The following is a 19,750-nucleotide window of genomic DNA, read 5'->3' as shown; positions in this document are numbered from 1 at the left end:
CTCTCCCCCTCTCCCCCTCTTCCCTGCGCCTCATCTCCTCAAGGCAAACGGCCGTGCAGCTTGAATCCACTCGATGACTTGACCTCGAGGCGGACATAAATCTTTACGCTGCATTGTCGCGACGTGAAGGCGTTGAATTTGGGGATAGAGTTTGTGTATGGGGGTTTGGCTGAGTTGGGCGGCGGAGATAATGCCACAATGGAGGAGCAAGCCGCAATACTGACAGCCGACGCCAGGGACTCGCGCGAGATCGGATAAAGCGATCCATTTGCGGACGTAGTGGGTGGAAATGCCTAATTGGGTGGCTAGGGCTTGAGTGCGATCGCCCCGACCCGTTCGGTCGAGCAGTTCGAGGGTGGTGCGAACGCCCAGACGCTCGAGTGCTTGGCAGTCTTCGCGTCGCAAACCGGGCAGGCGATCGAGCGGCCAGTTTTGAGGCGATCGCCCTTTGGAATCGCCCTTGCGAGAATCTGGGGTGTCGGACATCAGACTTAAAATGAAAATCGATCGACCGTCAAACCTTCAAAATAACATAAATTTTTAGGTCTTTCGAGTCAAAACTCGCGTGGAAATTCGATCTTGAGACGGGTCTCAAACTCTCCACATCTTCGAGAGACTGAAATTCTTTTTTGAGAAGCTATGCTATAACGCGTAAGCCGTTCGATTTTCGACCGTCAAAGAACAACAGGAAAAAAATTATCGGTTCGTTCGATCGCTTGTCCGAAGAGAAAATTTCTAAGTTTTTCCAAAAAGCACGTTGTTTTTCCCCGATCTCAATCATTTTACCGGGAATATAGAAAAAATTAAATTTTACAAAAAAGTGATTCGATCGCGTTAAATTTTAGCTAGAGTAAAAGGTTTTAAAACAAGTGTTATCGAATTCACCCAACGGTCAGCCTGAAAAAATTGTCGAAAATCGATTTGATTTGCTACAAAAAAAATAACACTCGTTCGCGAAGCTCGACTCAGAATTTTGTCATCGGAGTTCGATACCATGTCCGAAAAACCTCAAATACCATCTGCCAGCGTCAAGGCATCGGGAAGCCACAAACCTCCCCCACCGCCACCTCCCAAGCAGCGAAGTACCAGTGCGTCCAAAGCGACCGATCCGAATACCTCGGTAAAAAAACTCGTCAAACAGGCGTTCGATCGTAACGCGTCCGACGTTCACATCCGCGTGGGAGAACTGCCGCGATTTCGCATTCGCGGAAAAATGGAAGAACTCGATCGCGCGGTGAAGGTGACGCCGGCGATTTTCGAGCAATACCTAACTGAAATTCTCACCCCCGAACAACGCAAACAGTTCGCCAAAGAAAAAGAACTCGATACCGCCGTATTTTACCCAGGACTCGTGCGCTGTCGGGTGAACTGTTTCGATTCTCTAACGGGTGGGGCGATGGTATTGCGCCTGATTACCCTCGACGTTCCCACCATCGACAAACTGCACCTGCCGCAAGTACTCAAAAAGATCGTCGGATACTCCCAAGGATTGGTTCTCGTGACGGGACCGACCGGGTCGGGAAAATCGACGACAATGGCAGCGATGCTAGACCATTTAAACGAAACATCTCACAAACACATCGTCACCATCGAAGACCCTATCGAATTCGTCCATTCCTCGAAAAAGTGCCTCATCAGCCAGCGGGAAGTGGGACTGCATACCCTCGAATTCCACCAAGCCTTGCGAGCCGTGTTGCGGGAAGATCCCGACGTCATCCTCATCGGTGAAATGCGCGATCGCATCACCATCAACACCGCCCTACAAGCCGCCCAAACCGGACACCTGGTTCTGGGAACCCTCCACACCCGCAACGCCATCGACTCCGTCAACCGCCTGTTGAACCTGTACCCCCCCGACGAACAACCCGTCATGCGGGTGCAGCTCGTCGAGTCGTTGGTGGCGGTGGTGGCACAACTGCTCCTTCCGACGACCGATCGCAAGCGAGTCGCCGTTCACGACATTCTCATCAACACGGCGGCGATGAAAGATTTCTTAATGCGGGGCGAAGAAGACGAAGCCTTCCACCTGATGAAAACCGACACCATGGAAGGAATGCAGATTCTCAACCAAGCCCTCTACAAAGAAATTCTCGACGGACGCATTACCATCGAAGACGCCCAAAAAATCTCCCCCGATCCCGGCGAACTCGATCGCCTGATGCGGACGGGAGGGTACGATGCGTCGTCTTCGCCTCGGGAGTGGACGATGCCCGAATAGTGGCTTGCAAAGACCCAGGCGTTCGACCCTGCGTTCTCGAAACGCTTCCTGAAGATACGAAACGATTTCCCTCCAGCCCACGCTCGAGAGTTCTCAGCCATCGAAACTCCACTTCTCAATACCGTTATGTCTAAAGAGAGTGCCGAACAGTTTCTCGAAGATGCCCTGCATTACCCCGAGATGCGGGATAAATTTACCGAGGTCGAAACCCCTGAAGAATTTTTACAAATTGCCCGTCAGTTGGGATACGACTTTTCGACATCCGAGTTAGAAGCCGTCGCTCACGAACACAGTCAAGGCGTGACGATGCGACGACACACTGGGATCTGGCCGTGGTTGCGAAGTATCAAGTGGATCGATCGCAGTGGCTAACCCCCGGAGATCGCGGTTGCGAGCGGACGGTTTTGCCGTCTGTCCGTCTTGTCTCGACGGTGTCGTAACTCCTGAACTAGACTGGAATTAGCCCCGTTGGTGTTGCTCGCAGCGCCCACAAAACGAACGGACGGGGACGGGCTTCGTTTCGTATCCGTCGTTTTATCTCATCACCCTAACTTTCTTATGGCTCGCAATCGCGCTCGCTCTGTCGCCACCTTGGTTCTGACGCTATCCCTCGCCGTCGCCGGTGGCGTTTCCCCTTCTGCGATCGCTCAGTTCTCCCCCCCCGATCGCGGGACTCCCCTTGCCGCCGATGGAGGCGCCGCTCGCTTTGCTCCTCCCGATCGCGGCGCTCCTGAATCTGCCGACGGCGGGGCGACACGACAGGGCGATTGCATCAGTATCACGCCCTTAGTCCCCACCGACGAAACGGGAGAATATTACGGCTTGAGCGCTGACGGACGCCCCACCCTCTACTGGTATATTGCCAGTGCCAAGGCGGGTCTCGAAACGGCCACGATCGCCATCGAACGAGACACCCCCGACGGCCGCATCGAAACCGTCAGTGAAGCGGCGATCGCACTACCGACCGACCTCGCCGATCGCCCCTACGTTTTACAACGAGCCTGGTCTGAAGACGAGGATGCTCTAGACCCTCAAATGCCTTATCGCTGGTATCTCGAAGTACAGTGCAATCCCGCCAAACCGAACGATCCCACCACCAAGCTCGTGATGGGCGGATGGCTCGAACGGGCCAACCCGTCGCCGGAACTGATCGACGCGTTATCGAACGCTTCCGATCCTCTCGAACGGGCGCAACTCTACGGCGAGGCCGGGTTCTGGTTCGACTACATGGCCAACCTGTTAGACGCTTCCCAGACGTGGAACTACCTTCTTCGAGGGTTCCAGGTGATTTCGGAAGAGTCCGAGGCGACGGTCGTAGAAAACGACCCCAACACCGAAATCGAGTTTCTCTCCGTGGTCAGTTCTTCGACGAGGGCGTTACCCGCTCAATCTGAATCTGAGGCGCAAACTCAAAACCGGTCGAGTTCGGAGAACGAATGAAATCCCAGCTCTGGCACTGGCGAGGGGTATTTGTCATCGCGCCGATGGCAACCCTGGCGATCGTGGCGTTGCGGGTGACGGGACTGTTGCAAGGGTTAGAACTGGCTGCCCTCGACGCCCTCTTTCGCGCCCGTCCCGATCGGCCGAAGGACGATCGCGTGGTCATCGTCGGGATTTCCGAGCAGGATTTACAGTACTACAGCCATCCCGTTAGCGATCGCGTCCTGGCCGAACTGCTCGAACGCATTGCCGACGCCGAACCGCGAGCGATCGGTCTGGACATCTATCGCGATTTGCCCGTTCCTCCCTCCTATGCCAAGTTGGTCTCGATGTTTCGCGATCGCCCGCAACTGCTGGCCGCCGAAGATCCTGTCGAACCGGGCTATCAACATCTCAGCGAAGTGTATCGCAACACGCCCAACCTCCTCGGGATTGCCAAAATTACGGGAGGGGTCGAGCGCGTCGGTCCGCCGCCAGTTCTAGCCGAACTCGATCGCATCGCCGCCAACGATCTCGGCCGCGACGAAGACGGAAAACTGCGGCGGGCGTTTCTCTATCTGACCGATCCCGAAACGGACGAGATCGTCTTCAGCGTCGGCTTCCACCTGGCTATGCTGTACTTAAAAGCCGAGGGGATCGAACCGGAACTCACCCCCGACGATCGCCAGTGGGTCAAACTCGAGGAAACGGTATTCGTGCCGATCGACCGTTATTACGGTGGTTACGTGGGGATCGATAATGCAGGTTATCAAATTCTTCTCGACTATCGGGGGGGATCGCATACGTTTCCCGCCGTTGAAGTGCGGGACGTGTTAGAAGGGCGCGTTTCCCCCGAGATGTTTCGCGATCGCGTCGTTCTCGTCGGCTCGACGGCCGAAAGCCTCAAAGACTTTTTCGATACCCCTTTTAGTGCGAAAGGTCAGGGCATTGAAAAAACAGCGGGGGTCGAGGTTCACGCGAACATCGTCAGCCAGATTCTCAGTGCGACCCTCGACGGGCAAGCGCAAATCCTCTCTTGGTCGGAACCGAAAGAGTGGGCGTGGATCTTCCTCGCTGCGATTTTGGGGGCGGGGGTCAGTTGGATTTGGCGTTACAGTAACTATTTTTGGCGCATCACCGGACAAGGTCTCGTCGGTGTCGCGTTTCTCCTCGTCGGTTACGGAGCGTTTTTACAGGGGTGGTGGATTCCCGTGGTGCCGCCGCTGTTGGCGCAAACCCTCGCCGCCATCGGCGTGACGGCTTACGTGGCGCGATCGGCCGCCGATATCCGACAGACCTTCAGTCGCTATCTCACGGACGAGGTGGTGGCGACGTTGCTGGAAACCCCCGAGGGGTTGACCATGGGAGGGGAACGTCGAGAAATTACGATTCTGACGTCGGATTTGCGCGGGTTTACCAGTATTTCCGAACGGCTTCCCCCGGAACAGGTGGTGTCGATCCTCAATATTTATCTCGAGGCCATGGCGGACGCGATTACGGCCTATCAGGGGACGATCGACGAGTTTATGGGAGACGGGATTTTGGTGCTGTTCGGCGCGCCCACGCAGCGAGAGGACGATCCCGAACGGGCGATCGCCTGTGCGCTGGCGATGCAGTTGGCCATGGACAAAGTCAACCAGGAAATGGCGAAACGCGATTTGCCGAATTTGGAAATGGGTATCGGGATCAATACGGGGGAAGTGGTCGTCGGGAATATCGGCTCGCTCAAACGGACGAAATACGGGGTCGTCGGCTCTCAGGTGAATTTGACCTATCGCATCGAGTCTTATACGGTCGGCGGGCAAATTTTGGTGACGGAATCGACGATGCGGGAAACGGGAGATATCGTTGAGGTTGAGGACGAGGAAAAGGTCTCGCCAAAAGGGGTGAAGGAACCGATGACGGTGTATTCGGTCGTGGGGATCGGCGGGAAATACCAACTGCGACTGCCTGAGGAAGAGGTGGTGATGTGCGATCTGTTTCCGGCGTTGGCGGTTCGATACACGCCGTTGGCGGGGAAACATTTGAGCGATCGCACCTTGGAGGCGCAGTTGGTGAAGTTATCGCCCGGTCGCGTTCGCGTACGATCGCCCGAAGCGATGGCACCGCTGACGAATTTGCGATTTCAGTTGAACGTCCCCGGAAAGAGCGGTGAGGCTGAGGGAGAATTTTATGCCAAGGTCGTGAAAGGGAACGGTTCGAGCGATCGCGAGTTTTGTGTTCGGTTGACCGCCGTTCCCCCGGAAGTCAAGCAGTATTTTACGACACTGTACGAGCGATCGCTGACTGCGACCGCCGCCGAACCGACCCCTTCTGACTCTTGAGAAGGGCAAACCTTCATCGATCTCCATTTTTTACGCGAAGGCGTACTGAGTTTGAAAGCTAAGTTCACAAAAATTTTTCCAGTTTATCTTGCGAGCGATCGAATCTACCATCGCCTCAATCCCTTACCCGATCTGAACTTCATCGATCTATGTTTAACAACATTTATATTGCTTTAATTTTATTGTTGGATATCAGTAAAACTGAGTAGTCATACTTTGAAAATTGGTGTCATAATACGTCAGGAGGATATATCCCCGACGCAACTCACCTCTGTATTTTTCGATTGAGATCGGTAGTTCGGGCCGGAACTTTCGATCGCGAGGTCGTTGAAAAAACAACACCTCAAATGAATTCAACCCATCCGATCCATGACTGTATTAGACGATACAATTCAACACATCGTAACAGTGAGTTGGGTATGGCTTCGCCAAGCCGAACCCCAGCACGTTTCTCACCCCACTGTTACCCGTTCAGCTCCGTCTAAGAAACGCTTCGATCCCTTATTTCCTCTACGTCAGTGGCTCGACAACTTGGAAATGCGATCGCCCGTTCGCGCGCGCTGGATTTGTAAAACCATTCCCGCTCAATGTCCCTTCGAGCGAGATGTAAAAGTCCTGGGAAAAACCCTGTTTCACATTCCGCCGCTGTGTAAGTTCAATCCTCTGTACGACGAGTTTGTGTACCTGCGATTTCGGGCGTTGTCCTATTTGGCGGACGATTGCGGAGAAGACGTGACGCCTTATGTTTAGGGTGTCGAAAGCGATCGCCGATTCAAAAATGAAATGTAACTCCGACTGATTAGAGTCAACCACCCGACGCCGACCCTAACGGGTACGGCGCGGACTTGAAAAAGCCCGAGAGTTGACCAGGCTAAGTCCTTTACGGACTCCGTTATCGAGCTGGACTTACGCAATTCAACGTTACCCACGCTAAATGTAGAGCTTGGTGGACATTGCCCACCCTACATTTGGAGTAAATGCGTAAGTTCTGTAGAGAAACTGAGATTCTCGCCCAAGTTTCCGATCGCACAGCTCCAGATAACTCTCAGGACATCCTGATATTTTTAACTCCCATGAAACCCCATGTCAAAAATCGTCAAAGCGCGATCGCCTAATCGACTAATTTTTTAATCTCACCGTAGGCGCGATAAAACCCACTGCGAGAGGATTCGCGAATTTCACTGACGAGATATCGCACGCCTTCTTCGCGGATGTTGCGGGGAAACTGAACGTTCCAATCTTCGTGATAGCCGGGAGATTCCACGCGAACTCGCAATTTTCCCCCCTCGCGAATGCAGCGAACGACGACCCCTTCTGTTCCCTCTGATGTGGTTTCGAGGCGATCGGACACGGGAGTTCCCGAGGCTTGGGGCGCTTTCAGGGTTTCGGGTTGCGGTACGTTACCCGATCGCGCCGCTTCGATCGCGCTTTCGCTCACATCGAGACAAGCCAGATAGCCGCTAGTGGTAACGAGATAGAGGCGATCGCTACGCCATTGCATCGACAATGCCGAACCGCATCCCGTCCCCAGCTTCCACAGTCGCATTCCCGCGCGATCGAAACAATACACCGACGAGCTGCTATCCCCTGCAAAAATATACTTTCCGTCGGAAGCCGCCGCACAGGAATACACAGAGGCATCGCACTGACATTTTGCGCCCTCGTTCCCTTGTTTGCCAAACTCGTAAACGAGGCGGTTCGAGGTTCCGGCGTAGACGGTTTCGGCTTCTTGCCACCCAAACAATACGCTCCCTTGGGTGTCGCGATGCCATTGCACTCGTCCGGCCTCTAAATCGTAGCAGGTAACGCCTTTCGTATGTCCGTGATAGACGCCATGGCGATCGCAACGCACCATCCAACCGCATTTCCCCTGAGACAACCGCGTCCAGTGAAACTCGTCTTCGGGATGAAACAACGCCACTTGTCCGTTGGCGTCGGAGACGGCTAACAATCCGTCGTCAATATCTAACCAGAAAATATCCACATTTTCGTCAATTTCGTACGCCAAGCGCGGAATCTTACCCGACAAATCGTAAACGTTTCCGTCGTCGCACCCGGCATAAATCCAAACGTCATCGGCGACGAGACATTTCACCCCCTCGGGAAGTTGAAACTGATTGAGAACTTGTCCTTGAAAATCGAGGGCGAAAACTCGTCCGTCTTGGTTTCCCACCCAACAGGTGGACTCCCCGATAAAAATGCCAAACGCCGCAGCTCCCGAGTCGAACTTCCACAAAACCGGAGCCGATCGCGCGGTAGACTGGCTGCTGGTAGTTTGGCGGCGCGTGACGGGGCGCTTTTTGCGAACGCCCATGACAGCGCTTTCGTAGCCTTTACGAGTTTTTTCTTTAATTTTCTTCGCGGCGGCGGCTTTGGCTTTCTCGGGGGTGGGATAGTCGCTGGTTTGGGTGCGTCCGCTGTCGCCGATGCGTCCGTAGCGGATGGTGACTTGCGTTCCTTCGACGGTGACTTCGTAAAACTTGTGCGAAACCCCTTGTTCTTCTGAGAGTTCCAGGTAGGTTTTGTCTTCGGCCACGATGGTTCCTCCAACGGTGTTCGGTGAAGCGATCGACGCAGCGAGATTTTCTTTTCCAATATAAGAGCGATATTGCTTCCCCCCTGTAACGTTCTGTGAAGCCGGGGAAGTCAGGGAGATGAGAGCGATCGCACTTTTTTTATTGAAAGGTATTGTCAATAGATCGAAGGACGTGTTAAGCTCGTCCCCGAAAACTTATTGAATAGTATTCTCAATTAAAGGAGGCTTTCGTGACGACAGCTTCACCGACCTCGCGCGAGCGCGTGGAAATTCCTTGGTGGGCGGGAAACGCCCGTCTCACCCACCTTTCCGGCAAACTCCTCGGCGCACACGTCGCCCAAGCCGGACTGATTGCATTCTGGGCGGGCGCAACGACGCTGTTTGAGTTGTCTCGCTACAACCCCGATTTACCCATGTTCGACCAGGGGTTAATTTTGCTACCCCACCTCGCGGCAGAAGGTTGGGGAATCGGCACGAACGGTAACGTTGCCAGTACCTATCCCTACTTCGTTATCGGGGCGCTGCACCTGATTTCCTCGGCGTTTCTCGGTATTGGTGGTATTTACCACGCCTTACTCGGGCCCGATCGCCTCGAACGTCGCTTTTCCTTCTTCGGTTACGACTGGAAAGACGCGCGAAAAATGACGACAATCCTGGGAATTCACCTCACTCTCTTAGGAATCGGCGCGTTGCTGTTCGTGGCTAAAGCGACCTCCTTCGGCGGGCTGTACGATGCCGATCTCGCCACCGTGCGCCTCGTCAGCGATCCCACCCTCAACCCCGTCCGTATTTTCGGCTACCTCTTCGGGGCGGTGGGACAAAACTGGATTGCTGGCGTAGACAACCTCGAAGACATCGTCGGCGGACATATCTGGATTGCCGCAATCCTCATCTCTGGCGGACTCTGGCATATTTTCACCGAACCGTTCCCTTGGGCGAAACGGCTGTTCGTTTGGTCGGGAGAAGCCTATTTGTCTTACAGTTTGGGGGCGATCGCACTGATGGGATTTATCGCCACCTACTACGTCGCCGTCAACACCACCGCCTACCCCGAAACCTTCTACGGCGAGGCATTGCAGGTTAAATTCGGGCTGTTTCCCTACTTCGCCGATCCCGATCCCGAACGCCTCACCTCGAGAACTTGGCTGGCGAACGCTCACTTCTGGCTGTCGTTCTTCTTCCTGCAAGGTCACATTTGGCACGCTTTACGGGCGTCAGGATTCGATTTCCGCCAAGGAGTCAAAGCCGCCGACGCCTAAATTTTTTTAGACGCTAATTGCAAAAGAGTCTCAGTTTTGTTGCTCCAATTTCTAATTTAATGAAAAGAATTCTCAAGGAGATACCGTCATGACTGCTGTGATTGCAGCGAATCCCCACAAAGATAAAATTCCCGATGTACCTTGGTGGGCGGGTAACGCGCGATTTGCCGATCTCTCGGGCAAGCTTCTCGGCGCTCACGTCGCCCACGCCGGCCTGATTACCCTCTGGGCTGGTGCGTTTACCCTCTTTGAAGTTTCCCGCTACACCCGAGACGTTCCCGTTTTCGAGCAAGGCTTTATTTTACTGCCTCATCTGGCCAGTTTGGGCATTGGCGTCGAGGCGGGTAGTGGAGCGATCGACACCTATCCGTACTTCGTCATCGGGGTGCTACACCTGATTTCCTCCGCCGTTTTGGGAGCCGGTGGCATTTACCACGCCCTTCTCGGGCCGGACGTACTGCCCCAAAACCGAACCTTTTCCGGCTTTTTCGGCTACGACTGGAAAGACGCCGACAAAATGACCAATATTCTCGGGATTCACCTGATTTTGTTAGGTCTCGGTGCCTGGTTGTTGGTGGCGAAAGCCCTGTTTTGGGGCGGCTTGTTCGACGCCTCCACGAACGCCGTCCGGGTTGTGGCGCATCCGACGCTGAATCCTTTGACGATTTTCGGTTATTTGTTCGGCGCATCTGGGTCGCAAGGGATGGCGGCGGTCGATAATCTCGAAGATTTGGTCGGCGGTCATATTTGGGTCGGTTTGCTCTGCATTGGCGGGGGAATTTGGCACAGTCTGACGAAGCCGTTCCCCTGGGCGAAACGGGTTCTGATTTATTCGGGGGAAGCGTACCTGTCCTACAGTTTGGGGGCGTTGTCCTACATGGGATTTTTGGCGGCGTACTTCGTCAGCGTCAATACGACGGCGTACCCAGAAGTGTTTTATGGACCGGCGGGATTGTTGGAAACGGAAACCGGCGTCGTGACGGCGCGGGGATGGCTGGCGACGTTCCATTTCGTGTTGGCGGTGTTGTTCCTGTTCGGGCATTTGTGGCACGCCATTCGCGCCCGAGGTGAAGCGTCGGGGTTTGACTTCAAAACCGGAAGTATGGTTGCGCCCTACGCGGGAAATCCCGAAGCGGGAAATTTATCGACCATCGTGAATCGTTCGGATGCAACGCTGACGTTTTTACGGAATTTGCCGATTTATCGTTCGGGGATTTCGCCGATTTCTCGCGGTTTGGAAATTGGCATGGCTCACGGCTATTTTTTGGTGGGGCCGTTTGCAGTGTTGAATCCGGTTCGGGAAACGGAAGCGGCTAATGTCGTCGGGTTGATGTCGGCGATCGCACTTTTGGCAATTTTAACCGTCGCCATGTCGAGTTACGGAACGGTGACGTTTTCTAAGAACGAGTCGCAAGGATCGGCGGTTGCGGCGGCGACAGTTCCGGCGATTCCGATCGCGTTGCAAAGTCGCGATGGCTGGAGTCAGTTTGTCGGTGGATTTCTTATCGGTGGCGTCGGCGGTGCGATCTTTGCTTATTTGCTGCTCGATCGCCTCAGTGCGGTTGTGATGTCAATGCAAAACGGTTTGTAAGTTTGCGTCGTGCGATCGCAGCAAAGGAGGTGATGTCTTATGTAACTTTCGATTTTTTTGACGCACGTAAAGGCTTAGTTTTGAACTGACATTGTTATCCTCTCTCAAGCCTGTGAACGAGTGCTTTTAGTTGTCACGTTCGGGTTTTCAAATACCAGGATCGATAAATTCGATCCTGGGTTTCTTTGTGTTTTTTTATTTAAAAAATAAATATTATAATTAATAAAAATTCTCGATTATTTAGTTGACAAAAATTACTAAATTGATTAAAGTATAAACAGTAAAAACCTCTCGACGATATGACGATTCAACGTATCTTCCCGATTCCAGACAGCCTAAAATTTCGATAAAACCAATACTCGAAAAAAAGGCTCTCTCCACCGAATCGTCATATCACTTTTTTCTGAGCGATCGTAATTTCACAACTTAACCAAATTCCCTTTTCGAGATTTTAAAACCAGGTGTTGGAATACCGTTGATTGAATCTTGGGGGTTTTAGGAAATTGCGATCGAATTTAACTCAAACTCAACCTCGAACGCAGCTTAACCGAAAAAACTATGGCCAAAATTGGACTTTTTTACGGTTCGACAACAGGAAACACCGAAACCGCAGCCGAAGCCATTCAAGCCGAATTTGGAGGTGACGATGTCGTAGAACTCCAAAACATTGCCGATGCCGATCTCAGCGAACTTGAAGAATACGACTGTTTGATTCTTGGTTCTCCTACCTGGAATATTGGAGAACTTCAAAGCGACTGGGAAGGTTGTTTTGACGAGTTAGACGATCTAGATTTAAGCGGTAAGAAAGTCGCTTATTTCGGCGTCGGCGATCAAATCGGCTATGCTGACAACTTCCAAGATGCCATGGGAATTCTAGAAGAAAAAGTTTCCAGCCTCGGCGGACAAACTGTCGGACACTGGCCGGTTGACGGCTACGATTTCAGTGAGTCTAAAGCCGTTAAAAATGGTAAGTTTATCGGACTTGCATTAGACGACGACAATCAAGACGACCTCACCGAAGAACGGATTCAAAAGTGGGTCGTTCAACTCAAGTCTGAATTCGGCGTGTAGATGCTAGTTCAGTACCTCTTTTAAGATTTAAGCCATGTGATGTTCTCCTCTCTCCCCTCGTTCTGGGGGGAGTTTTTTTTGTGAGGACTGATGCAGAAATTCAGTTTCGAGGGCAGATCTCCCGTCAGGTTAGGGTCAGGACGAGAAACCGAATTGGGTCTCCTGAGATTATGGTGTCATTTGTTATGAATAATACGAAATCGAACTGGGGCGCATCCCCCCTTAGCCCCCCTTCGCAAGGGGGGTTGGGGGGATGGTTTTGACCGGGTATAAAATCCGCTTATCACCTCCAACTTTGAAGACCCACCGAATTTTATCGAACGACTCTGTCTAAGTTCCGATCTTCCGATCGAGTGTATTTCAAAAACGTCAATTTATTAGATTGGGGTTTCCGTATGCGATCGGTTGTGGAGTTGCGCGATCGTTCTATCCAATCTACCCCAAACTCATCTCTGCGTACTTCACTGTCCTGCAAAGGGTTTTGATACTCCGACAAATTCGCCGATTCAAAAAAGAAATGCAACACTTTTGCAGGAAAACCTTATGCGTAAAATAGCAATATTGAGATAAAGCACTAAGAAGATTCTCAACTTTTAGCGTTGAAAATGGAATTTTCAAACTTGGGGTTGACAAAATCCACAAAATATGTAAATCAGCCCTAATTCAATCCATAATTACCAAGTCGGATCGATATAGAGATCGATAGTAATTTCGTCTTTTCCCGGCGGAACCGCACTGATACAAGAACAAATGGCTTCGCCGTCGAGTTCCACTTCGCAAGCGTGACAAGACCCCATCAAACACCCCGTCGGAATATCGATTCCCACCCGCTTCGCCACATCTAACAAAGGTTCGCCCACTTCCGCCGTGGCCGTCACATCGTCGGGCAAAAATTGCACTTTCACGCTCATGGTTCTCAACGATTCCTTCCATCTACCCGTCCCGGTGACATTCCCTACAGACAACGCGGGACGTTTTGTATCAGAATATGAACTACTTCTATTCTGTATTCTGCCGCAAGGCAACTGCAACAACCTCAATGGCTCGATCGAATTCTGTGGGAAAAGTGTATCTCGTCGGTGCCGGCCCCGGCGATCCCGGTTTGCTGACCGTGAAAGCGAAAACGCTCCTCGAATGTGCGGACGTGGTGCTGCACGACGCCCTCGTCAGTCCGCCGATTTTGGACTTCATCAACCCCCAGGCGATCCGAGTTCACGCCGGAAAACGTCGCGGACGCCATTCGTTGTTGCAGGAAGAGACAACGCAACTCCTGATCGAATACGCGCAAACACACACCGTCGTGGTACGCCTCAAAGGAGGCGATCCCTTCGTGTTCGGACGGGGCGGCGAAGAAATGGAAGATTTAATCGAAGCTGGAATTCCCGTCGAAGTAGTTCCTGGTATCACGTCGGGAATCGCCGCCCCCGCTTACGCTGGAATTCCTCTGACCCACCGCGATTACAGCTCGTCGGTGACGTTCGTAACGGGTCACGAAAGCGTGGGGAAATACCGTCCCCAGGTGAACTGGGAGGCGATCGCCCGAGGGTCGGAAACGATCGTCGTCTACATGGGCGTTCGCAATTTTCCCCATATTGTCGATCGCCTTCTCGCCGCTGGAAAATCCCCCGACACGCCCGTTGCCTTAATTCGGTGGGGAACTCGCCCCGATCGCGAGGAACTCATCGCAACCCTCGCCTCGATCGCCGATCGCATGGCAGAAACAGGTTTTGAAGCCCCCGCCGTGGCGGTCATCGGAGAAACGGTCAACTTACATCAATATCTGGCTGCGGTCCGCCCGAGTACGCTCGCTCTAAAAACTGAGTCGCCGCCTCCGCACTGAGGGGACGAGCAAAGAGATAGCCCTGACCGTATTCACAGCCGAGATGCTTCAAAATTCGTTTCTGAATGTCAGTTTCGACCCCTTCAGCCACCGTATTCATCTTTAAGTTGTGGGCCAGAGCGATAATCGCTTGGACGATGGACGAGGATTCGCGGCCGGTTTTGAGGGGGTTGACGAAGGAGCGATCGATTTTCAGGGTATCGAACTGAAAGCGGTGTAAGTAACTCAAGGACGAATACCCCGTTCCGAAATCGTCCATCGATAGTTGAATGTGGCGTTCTCGCAATTGAGCGAGGGTTCGACTGGAGAACTCGGCGTTTTTGATGACAACGCTTTCAGTCATTTCCAGTTTGACGCGATCGCTCGACACCCCCGTTCGTTCTAAAATGCGATCGATCTGCGGTAACAGTTGCGGGTCGAGGAGTTGACGCGCCGACAGGTTCACCGACATCGTCAGCGGGGCGAAGTCCCGAAACTGCTGTTGCCAGCGTTGGAGTTGGCGACAGGCGCGATAGAGAACCCAAATCCCCAAGGGAACGATTTCGCCGCTTTCTTCGGCCAGAGGAATGAATTTCCCCGGTGAAATCACCCCCAGTTGCGGGTGATGCCAGCGGGAGAGCGCCTCGAACCCCACGACACGATCGCTCGAGAGGGACACGATCGGTTGAAAGACAACGCGAAACTGGCTCTCGTCCGCCGCACCGCTCTCTGGAGGCGTCGAGGAAATCACCGATACTGCCCGTCGAAAGTGATTTTCCAGTTGGTGGCGTTCCAACAGTCGATTGTGCATCGCACTGTCGAAGATTTCGTACCGCTGACCGTCGCTGGTTTTGGCATGATACATGACGATATCGGCATCCCGCAGAATTTCGTCGGGTTTGGTGTAGCGATCGGCGCTGGGGGCGATGCCGATACTGACAGTGAGATACACGTCGCGATCCTCGATCCGAAACGGTCGATTGAGGCTGGCGTAAACGCGATCGGCGATGCGCGTGGCGTCTCCCAAATGCCGGATTTCCCGTAGTAAAATTGCGAATTCGTCTCCCCCCAACCGAGCGAGAAGATCGCCATGGTTGAGACAGGTAAGGAGGCGCGAGGCGGTTTCGACGAGGAGCTTGTCGCCAAAGTCGTGGCCGAGGCTGTCGTTGATGATTTTGAAGCGATCGAGATCGACGAACAACACGGCAAAGGCAGCGTTGCGATCGCGTTTGAACTGATTGAGGGAGGCGTCGAGTTGTTCGAGGAGTAGCGCGCGGTTGGGCAGTCCCGTCAGGGCGTCGTGATAGGCGTTGTAAGTCAGTTGGCGGTTGGCCGCTTGCAGTTCGGCCGTTCGCTTCCAAATGCGATGTTCGAGTTCGGCGTTCAAGCGAGCGAGTTCGTCTTTGGTTCGCTGGCGCGTCACCGCCGCCCCAATATTGGCCGCCGCCGCCCGTAGCAGGGTCTGTTCCCCGTCCGACCACAGGCGATCGTCGCGACAGCGATCGAATCCTAAAAACCCCCACAGCCCATCCTCGACTCGGACGGGCAGCAACAACAGCGCTTGAATGTCCTGTTCTTCGAGCGCAGACCGTTCGAGAAGGGGCATATGGCTGACCGGTTGGCAGATGGTACGATTGCTCGCTAACGTCTCGAACAGGTCGTAAAAGGTGGATTCGTAGGGCATATTTTGGAAGTACGGATCGTCGGCATACGACCGCGTCCCGGCCGCGACCCATTCGTGACGCTGGCTCATCACCCATTTGTCCGTGACGGGGTGGAGGTGTCGTTGGAACAGGTACGCGCGATCGGCGTCGGCGGCCTGTCCCAAAACAGCAACGGTTCGTGCGAAGGCCAGCTCGAGGTCGTTGAGAGTTAACAGAGCAGTGGTAGCTTGAGCGACACCGTCGAGTAGGCGATCGCGGCGATCGAGCCGTTCCCGAGCTTGGTAGCGAGCGAGTGTCCCGCCGACACTCCCGGCCGCCGATCGCAGGATCAACAGTTCGGTATCCGACCAGTTCCGCTGGCGATCGAAATCTAAGCCGAGAAAGCCCCACAGTTTGCCTTCGAGTTCGATCCCCACCACCGTTATGGATTGGCAACTTCGACACGGCGGGCGAAGGGACTTGGGTAAGTCGAGCGGAGACAAAATCGACGACTGACCGCGAACGAGTCGGTCGTAGATCGTCTCGAAAAGGGGAGTGCGGGGAAATTCCTGCCAAACGCGATCGGTACGAGGGGCGCTGTGGGATTCGCAGATCCATTCGTATCGACAGTTGACGCGAACGCTCTCGGCCGTCGGGAGATTCACTTCCACGATGTAGGCTCGCACGGCAGCGGCGGCAGTTCCTAACAGGTGTAAAGCTTGACTGACGACCTGTTGGGGATCGTCGTTGCGGGTGAGGAGGAGATGGTTCGCCCAGTTGACGCCGTCGAGAAGACGTAAAAACTCCAAGTTAGAGTAGGTGTCCTCCGATCGCCTCGGGGTAGAGTTGGTGTCCCGTGCCAGGGCGTGTCCGAGCGTGGTAACGGCAGTTTGGAGGATCTGGCGCTCTCGGGCAGGGCGTTCTCGTACCGGACGGGAGGTTTCCAAGCTGGCAACGCCCCACAGACGACCGTCGAACACGATGGGAATTAAGAAGACGTGCGAGGTTTGGTTTTCGAGCAAGCGAACCCGTTCGTCTTCGGGAAGGGTGGGATCGTCGCTCGTCACGATCTCGCTCGTTTTGAGCCGTGCCATCGTGATGGGAAACGTGTTTTCAGGCTGGAGATGGCGGGAGAGGGAAACGACGCGATCGCCGTCGGGGTCGCTCGTCCAACTGGACTGACAGAGGAAACGACCGTGGCCGTCGTCGGCATACAGTTCTAAGCGATCGACCTCGGCCGCACTGCCGAGTCGCGCCAGGGCGATGTCGATCCGTCGAGATGCGGTGGCTTCGCCGGTCAGGAAACTATGAAGGGCTTCGGAAACGCCAGTCAAGAGGGGGTCGAACGATCGCGATGGGGTGGCGAACGGACGCTCGAGGCTCAAAATTGCCGTTTGGGTGTCGCCGCTGGCGATGGCGTGCAGTTCGATTTCGTGCCAGCGATATCCTCGGGGCGTGCGGACGCGAACGAGATCGTAATGGGAGCGATCGCGCGCCCTCGAAAGCCGTTCGAGGAGATAGTCTCCAGTCTGAGAGTCGTCGCATCGCGCTTGAAGGGACGTTTCACCTTCGCCTCCGTCGCCGTAATAGCGTTCGCTGCTGGGGTCTTGCCATACCAACTCGCCATTTTCGCGGTAGAGGGAGACCAAAACAGCATCCTCGTCGTTTTCGGGAGGAACCGCCCGCACCACGAGCCACGGATTCCCTCGGCCGATCGAGGTTTTCGCGCAGAAATAGGGAGCGCTAACCGGAGAAGTGGCGTCCTCGAACTGGCCGTCTGCGATCGCGACCTCTCCGTCGGGAACCTCGGCCGCTGATTGCCACAGCGATCGCGCTAGGTCGAGAACCTCCCCCGCTCTGCCACCACTTTCTAAAACAATTCGTTCGGCTGCGGCGTTCGACCACAGCGGTCGTAAGTTGGGGGGGTGGTTGGGTCGGTCGTCGATATGAAAAATCCAAACCGGAATTTGGTTCGGAGCGCGATCGCTCTCCTCGGGGTTGAACTCTAAGCGATTGGCAGGCACCACAGATCGGTTGTTATGAGTACGGTATAATCGAGCTAGCCGGGTGGGGCGAGTCGAATCTCTTCACTACAATTCGACGAGTCGCTTGCTGTCTAGCGAAGGTTCCAAGAGCGACGTCGGTTAAAATTCGATCTGAGAATAAAAGGAGTTATTCTCTAGCTTTGTTGCGAGCTTAACATTTGCCGATCGCCTTTCGCACGGCCGACCTTCCCACTTCATTAAAAATTTACATTAGTAATCTTAACGGGCGCAAACCACCAGACCGAGTTTGTTCTTTGAAATATCGTCGATCGCCCCTTCTCGACTGCCTTTAAACCGGACGCATGCAAACTATTTCTCGATAAAAAAACACCTAGAAATAGCAAGGCGATCGCGGTTTTCCCGAGGGAACCTTTGCGATCGCTACCTTGCACCAGACTGATGAATTATTGGAGAACCGGAACCGGATTTTTCTCGAGATCGTATCGAGAAGTCACTTCAGATTTCATCTCTGGCTCGAACCCTCGAGGGAGTTCGGTGATTTTGGCTTTCTTCGCGTGTAAGGCCGTCGTCAGAAACTCGAGTGCTTCTTGAGGATTGCCTTTCCCGCAAAAAAAGAGATCGGCCGCGAAATAGCCGTATTCAGGCCAGGTGTGCAGCGCAATATGAGACTCTGCCAAGGTAGCTGTCGCAGTCACCCCATGGGGACTAAACTGATGTACGCATAAATCGATCAGCGTTGCTCCTCCTGCTGAAACCGCATCCACGAGCGCCCCACGAATACGCTCTGGGTCGTTAAGTAAGTCTGTGGGAGACTCCCATGCATCAACGACCAGATGGGTTCCAATTTGTTTCATTCTATCAACGATGCTCCATAGAGACGAACCATATTATTTTTAACACAAGTTCTCTAACAACGGAGCGATCGCGAAGGATTGGAAGCGATCGTTCGTCGGGATCGCATCTCCGTAAAACTACGAGATTACCGGTTTTGACGACCTTTCATTTTTCGATAGTAATGTTGGCGATTTCGGTCGATCGAAGCGGTCTCGCGCCATTGAAGAGTTGGTGGATGCGACAGGTGTAAGTACAACAGATCCGAACAGCGACACAAAGACCGACCGTCTTCTAAATACCGCTCGATAACGTCTTGATCCTCTCCGCCCCAACCGATAAACTCCTCGTCCCATCCGTCGATCTCTAACAGTCGCTGGCGATCGAACAGCGGCACGACCCCGAATCGCTCTCCCCGTAGCAACTGCTTCCACAAGGCACTCGGACGGTCTTCTGGGGCGATTTCTGCCGTCTCTAACGTCTCGGACAACTCGCTCGTCGCGACCGTCTCCGCCGCCGCCATCACCCGATATCCCGTCACTAAAAACTGCGGCGATACCTGTGCCAGCTCCCCGTGACGCTCTAACGTCCGTCCCACGGGCAATAAATCAACGTCGAAAGGGGCGACGAACGCTCCCACACACTGACTCAACGCCAGGTTGAGGGCGCGAGTTTTGTGAAATACCCCCGTATTTTCAAAGAACAGGTATTCAAACCCCGTTCCTGCTAACAGCGTCTCGATTCCCTCCGACGGCGTCTCGTCTGCTTCGACTAAAATCCACTGACAAGTCCGGCGCAACTGAGGCGATGGCTGGTTGTTCCACCACGCCAACAGGGTCTTAAGATGGGTCTGGCGTTTTCGATAGGTCACGATCGCCGACAAGCAAACCTCTTTGACATACTCCCCAGCCTGAAGGCGTGGGGATTCTTTACGCTTCATTGAGTTGTGCTACCGAAGTAGTCTGACCATCTCTCGACGTACATTTAAGGTCGTGCCGATGCCCCATGCCGACCATTTCTATATTTTTAGACG

Annotated in this window: 15 protein-coding genes; 9 read left to right on the top strand and 6 right to left on the bottom strand. The window is 53.8% G+C overall.

The window, feature by feature from the left end:
• Nucleotides 1-30: 30 nt before the first annotated feature.
• Complete coding sequence (locus POG22_RS17770) at nt 31-486, bottom strand: DUF4332 domain-containing protein (RefSeq protein ID WP_498906668.1); 456 nt, start codon at nt 484-486, stop codon at nt 31-33.
• Nucleotides 487-994: 508 nt separating this feature from the next.
• On the opposite strand from POG22_RS17770, the gene POG22_RS17765 reads away from it, so the two are divergent.
• The 5 genes from POG22_RS17765 (at nt 995) to POG22_RS17745 (ending at nt 6,711) form a co-directional block, all read left to right on the top strand.
• Entirely contained in the window at nt 995-2,218 is a 1,224-nt protein-coding gene (locus tag POG22_RS17765) for a type IV pilus twitching motility protein PilT (RefSeq protein WP_498906667.1), read from the top strand.
• A gap of 126 nt (nt 2,219-2,344) precedes the next feature.
• Nucleotides 2,345-2,590: a Nif11-like leader peptide family natural product precursor gene (locus POG22_RS17760; RefSeq protein ID WP_063716136.1), complete on the top strand. Its 246-nt coding sequence runs from the start codon at nt 2,345-2,347 to the stop codon at nt 2,588-2,590.
• Nucleotides 2,591-2,776: 186 nt separating this feature from the next.
• The gene (locus tag POG22_RS17755) at nt 2,777-3,658 is read left to right on the top strand and encodes a DUF928 domain-containing protein (RefSeq protein WP_498906666.1); all 882 of its coding nucleotides are present in this window, start codon (nt 2,777-2,779) and stop codon (nt 3,656-3,658) included.
• A complete protein-coding gene (locus POG22_RS17750; protein ID WP_063716138.1) occupies nt 3,655-5,961 on the top strand; it encodes a CHASE2 domain-containing protein in 2,307 nt (768 codons plus the stop codon). Before POG22_RS17755 ends, POG22_RS17750 begins: the two co-directional genes overlap by 4 nt.
• 369 nt (nt 5,962-6,330) lie before the next feature.
• On the top strand, nt 6,331-6,711 hold the full coding sequence (locus POG22_RS17745) for a Mo-dependent nitrogenase C-terminal domain-containing protein (RefSeq protein ID WP_063716139.1): 381 nt from the start codon (nt 6,331-6,333) through the stop codon (nt 6,709-6,711).
• A gap of 361 nt (nt 6,712-7,072) precedes the next feature.
• Here POG22_RS17745 and POG22_RS17740 read toward each other — a convergent pair whose 3' ends face one another.
• The gene (locus tag POG22_RS17740) at nt 7,073-8,497 is read right to left on the bottom strand and encodes a WGR domain-containing protein (RefSeq protein ID WP_063716140.1); all 1,425 of its coding nucleotides are present in this window, start codon (nt 8,495-8,497) and stop codon (nt 7,073-7,075) included.
• A 230-nt stretch (nt 8,498-8,727) separates the two neighbouring features.
• Between POG22_RS17740 and POG22_RS17735 the strand changes: the two genes are divergently transcribed.
• From POG22_RS17735 to fldA, 3 genes are all read left to right on the top strand, one after another.
• Complete coding sequence (locus POG22_RS17735) at nt 8,728-9,756, top strand: chlorophyll a/b binding light-harvesting protein (protein WP_063716142.1); 1,029 nt, start codon at nt 8,728-8,730, stop codon at nt 9,754-9,756.
• Nucleotides 9,757-9,844: 88 nt separating this feature from the next.
• Complete coding sequence (locus POG22_RS17730; RefSeq protein ID WP_063716143.1) at nt 9,845-11,347, top strand: chlorophyll a/b binding light-harvesting protein; 1,503 nt, start codon at nt 9,845-9,847, stop codon at nt 11,345-11,347.
• A 558-nt stretch (nt 11,348-11,905) separates the two neighbouring features.
• Nucleotides 11,906-12,418, top strand: a complete 513-nt coding sequence (fldA, locus tag POG22_RS17725) for a flavodoxin FldA (RefSeq protein ID WP_063716144.1) — start codon at nt 11,906-11,908, stop codon at nt 12,416-12,418.
• A gap of 674 nt (nt 12,419-13,092) precedes the next feature.
• On the opposite strand, the gene POG22_RS17720 is transcribed toward fldA, so the two are convergent.
• Nucleotides 13,093-13,329, bottom strand: a complete 237-nt coding sequence (locus tag POG22_RS17720; RefSeq protein ID WP_017663357.1) for a 2Fe-2S iron-sulfur cluster-binding protein — start codon at nt 13,327-13,329, stop codon at nt 13,093-13,095.
• 128 nt (nt 13,330-13,457) lie between these two features.
• Between POG22_RS17720 and cobA the strand changes: the two genes are divergently transcribed.
• Nucleotides 13,458-14,258, top strand: a complete 801-nt coding sequence (gene cobA, locus POG22_RS17715) for a uroporphyrinogen-III C-methyltransferase (RefSeq protein ID WP_498906665.1) — start codon at nt 13,458-13,460, stop codon at nt 14,256-14,258.
• Here cobA and POG22_RS17710 read toward each other — a convergent pair.
• The 3 genes from POG22_RS17710 to POG22_RS17700 all read right to left on the bottom strand — a co-directional run bounded on the left by POG22_RS17710 (nt 14,182) and on the right by POG22_RS17700 (nt 19,657).
• Complete coding sequence (locus tag POG22_RS17710; protein ID WP_498906664.1) at nt 14,182-17,904, bottom strand: bifunctional diguanylate cyclase/phosphodiesterase; 3,723 nt, start codon at nt 17,902-17,904, stop codon at nt 14,182-14,184. The genes cobA and POG22_RS17710 overlap by 77 nt on opposite strands.
• Before the next feature lie 425 nt (nt 17,905-18,329).
• Nucleotides 18,330-18,740 carry an adenosylmethionine decarboxylase gene (speD, locus tag POG22_RS17705; protein ID WP_063716147.1) on the bottom strand — a complete coding sequence of 137 codons (411 nt, stop codon included), beginning with the start codon at nt 18,738-18,740 and terminating at the stop codon, nt 18,330-18,332.
• Between the two features lie 125 nt (nt 18,741-18,865).
• On the bottom strand, nt 18,866-19,657 hold the full coding sequence (locus tag POG22_RS17700; RefSeq protein ID WP_498906663.1) for a glycosyltransferase family 2 protein: 792 nt from the start codon (nt 19,655-19,657) through the stop codon (nt 18,866-18,868).
• Between the last annotated feature and the right edge of the window lie 93 nt (nt 19,658-19,750).

The organism is Geitlerinema sp. CS-897, from assembly GCF_028368005.1.
Classification (GTDB): Bacteria; Cyanobacteriota; Cyanobacteriia; order Cyanobacteriales; family Geitlerinemataceae; genus Baaleninema; species Baaleninema simplex.
Note: the sequence above shows the minus strand (reverse complement) of the source record. Positions and strands in the feature narration are given on the sequence as shown.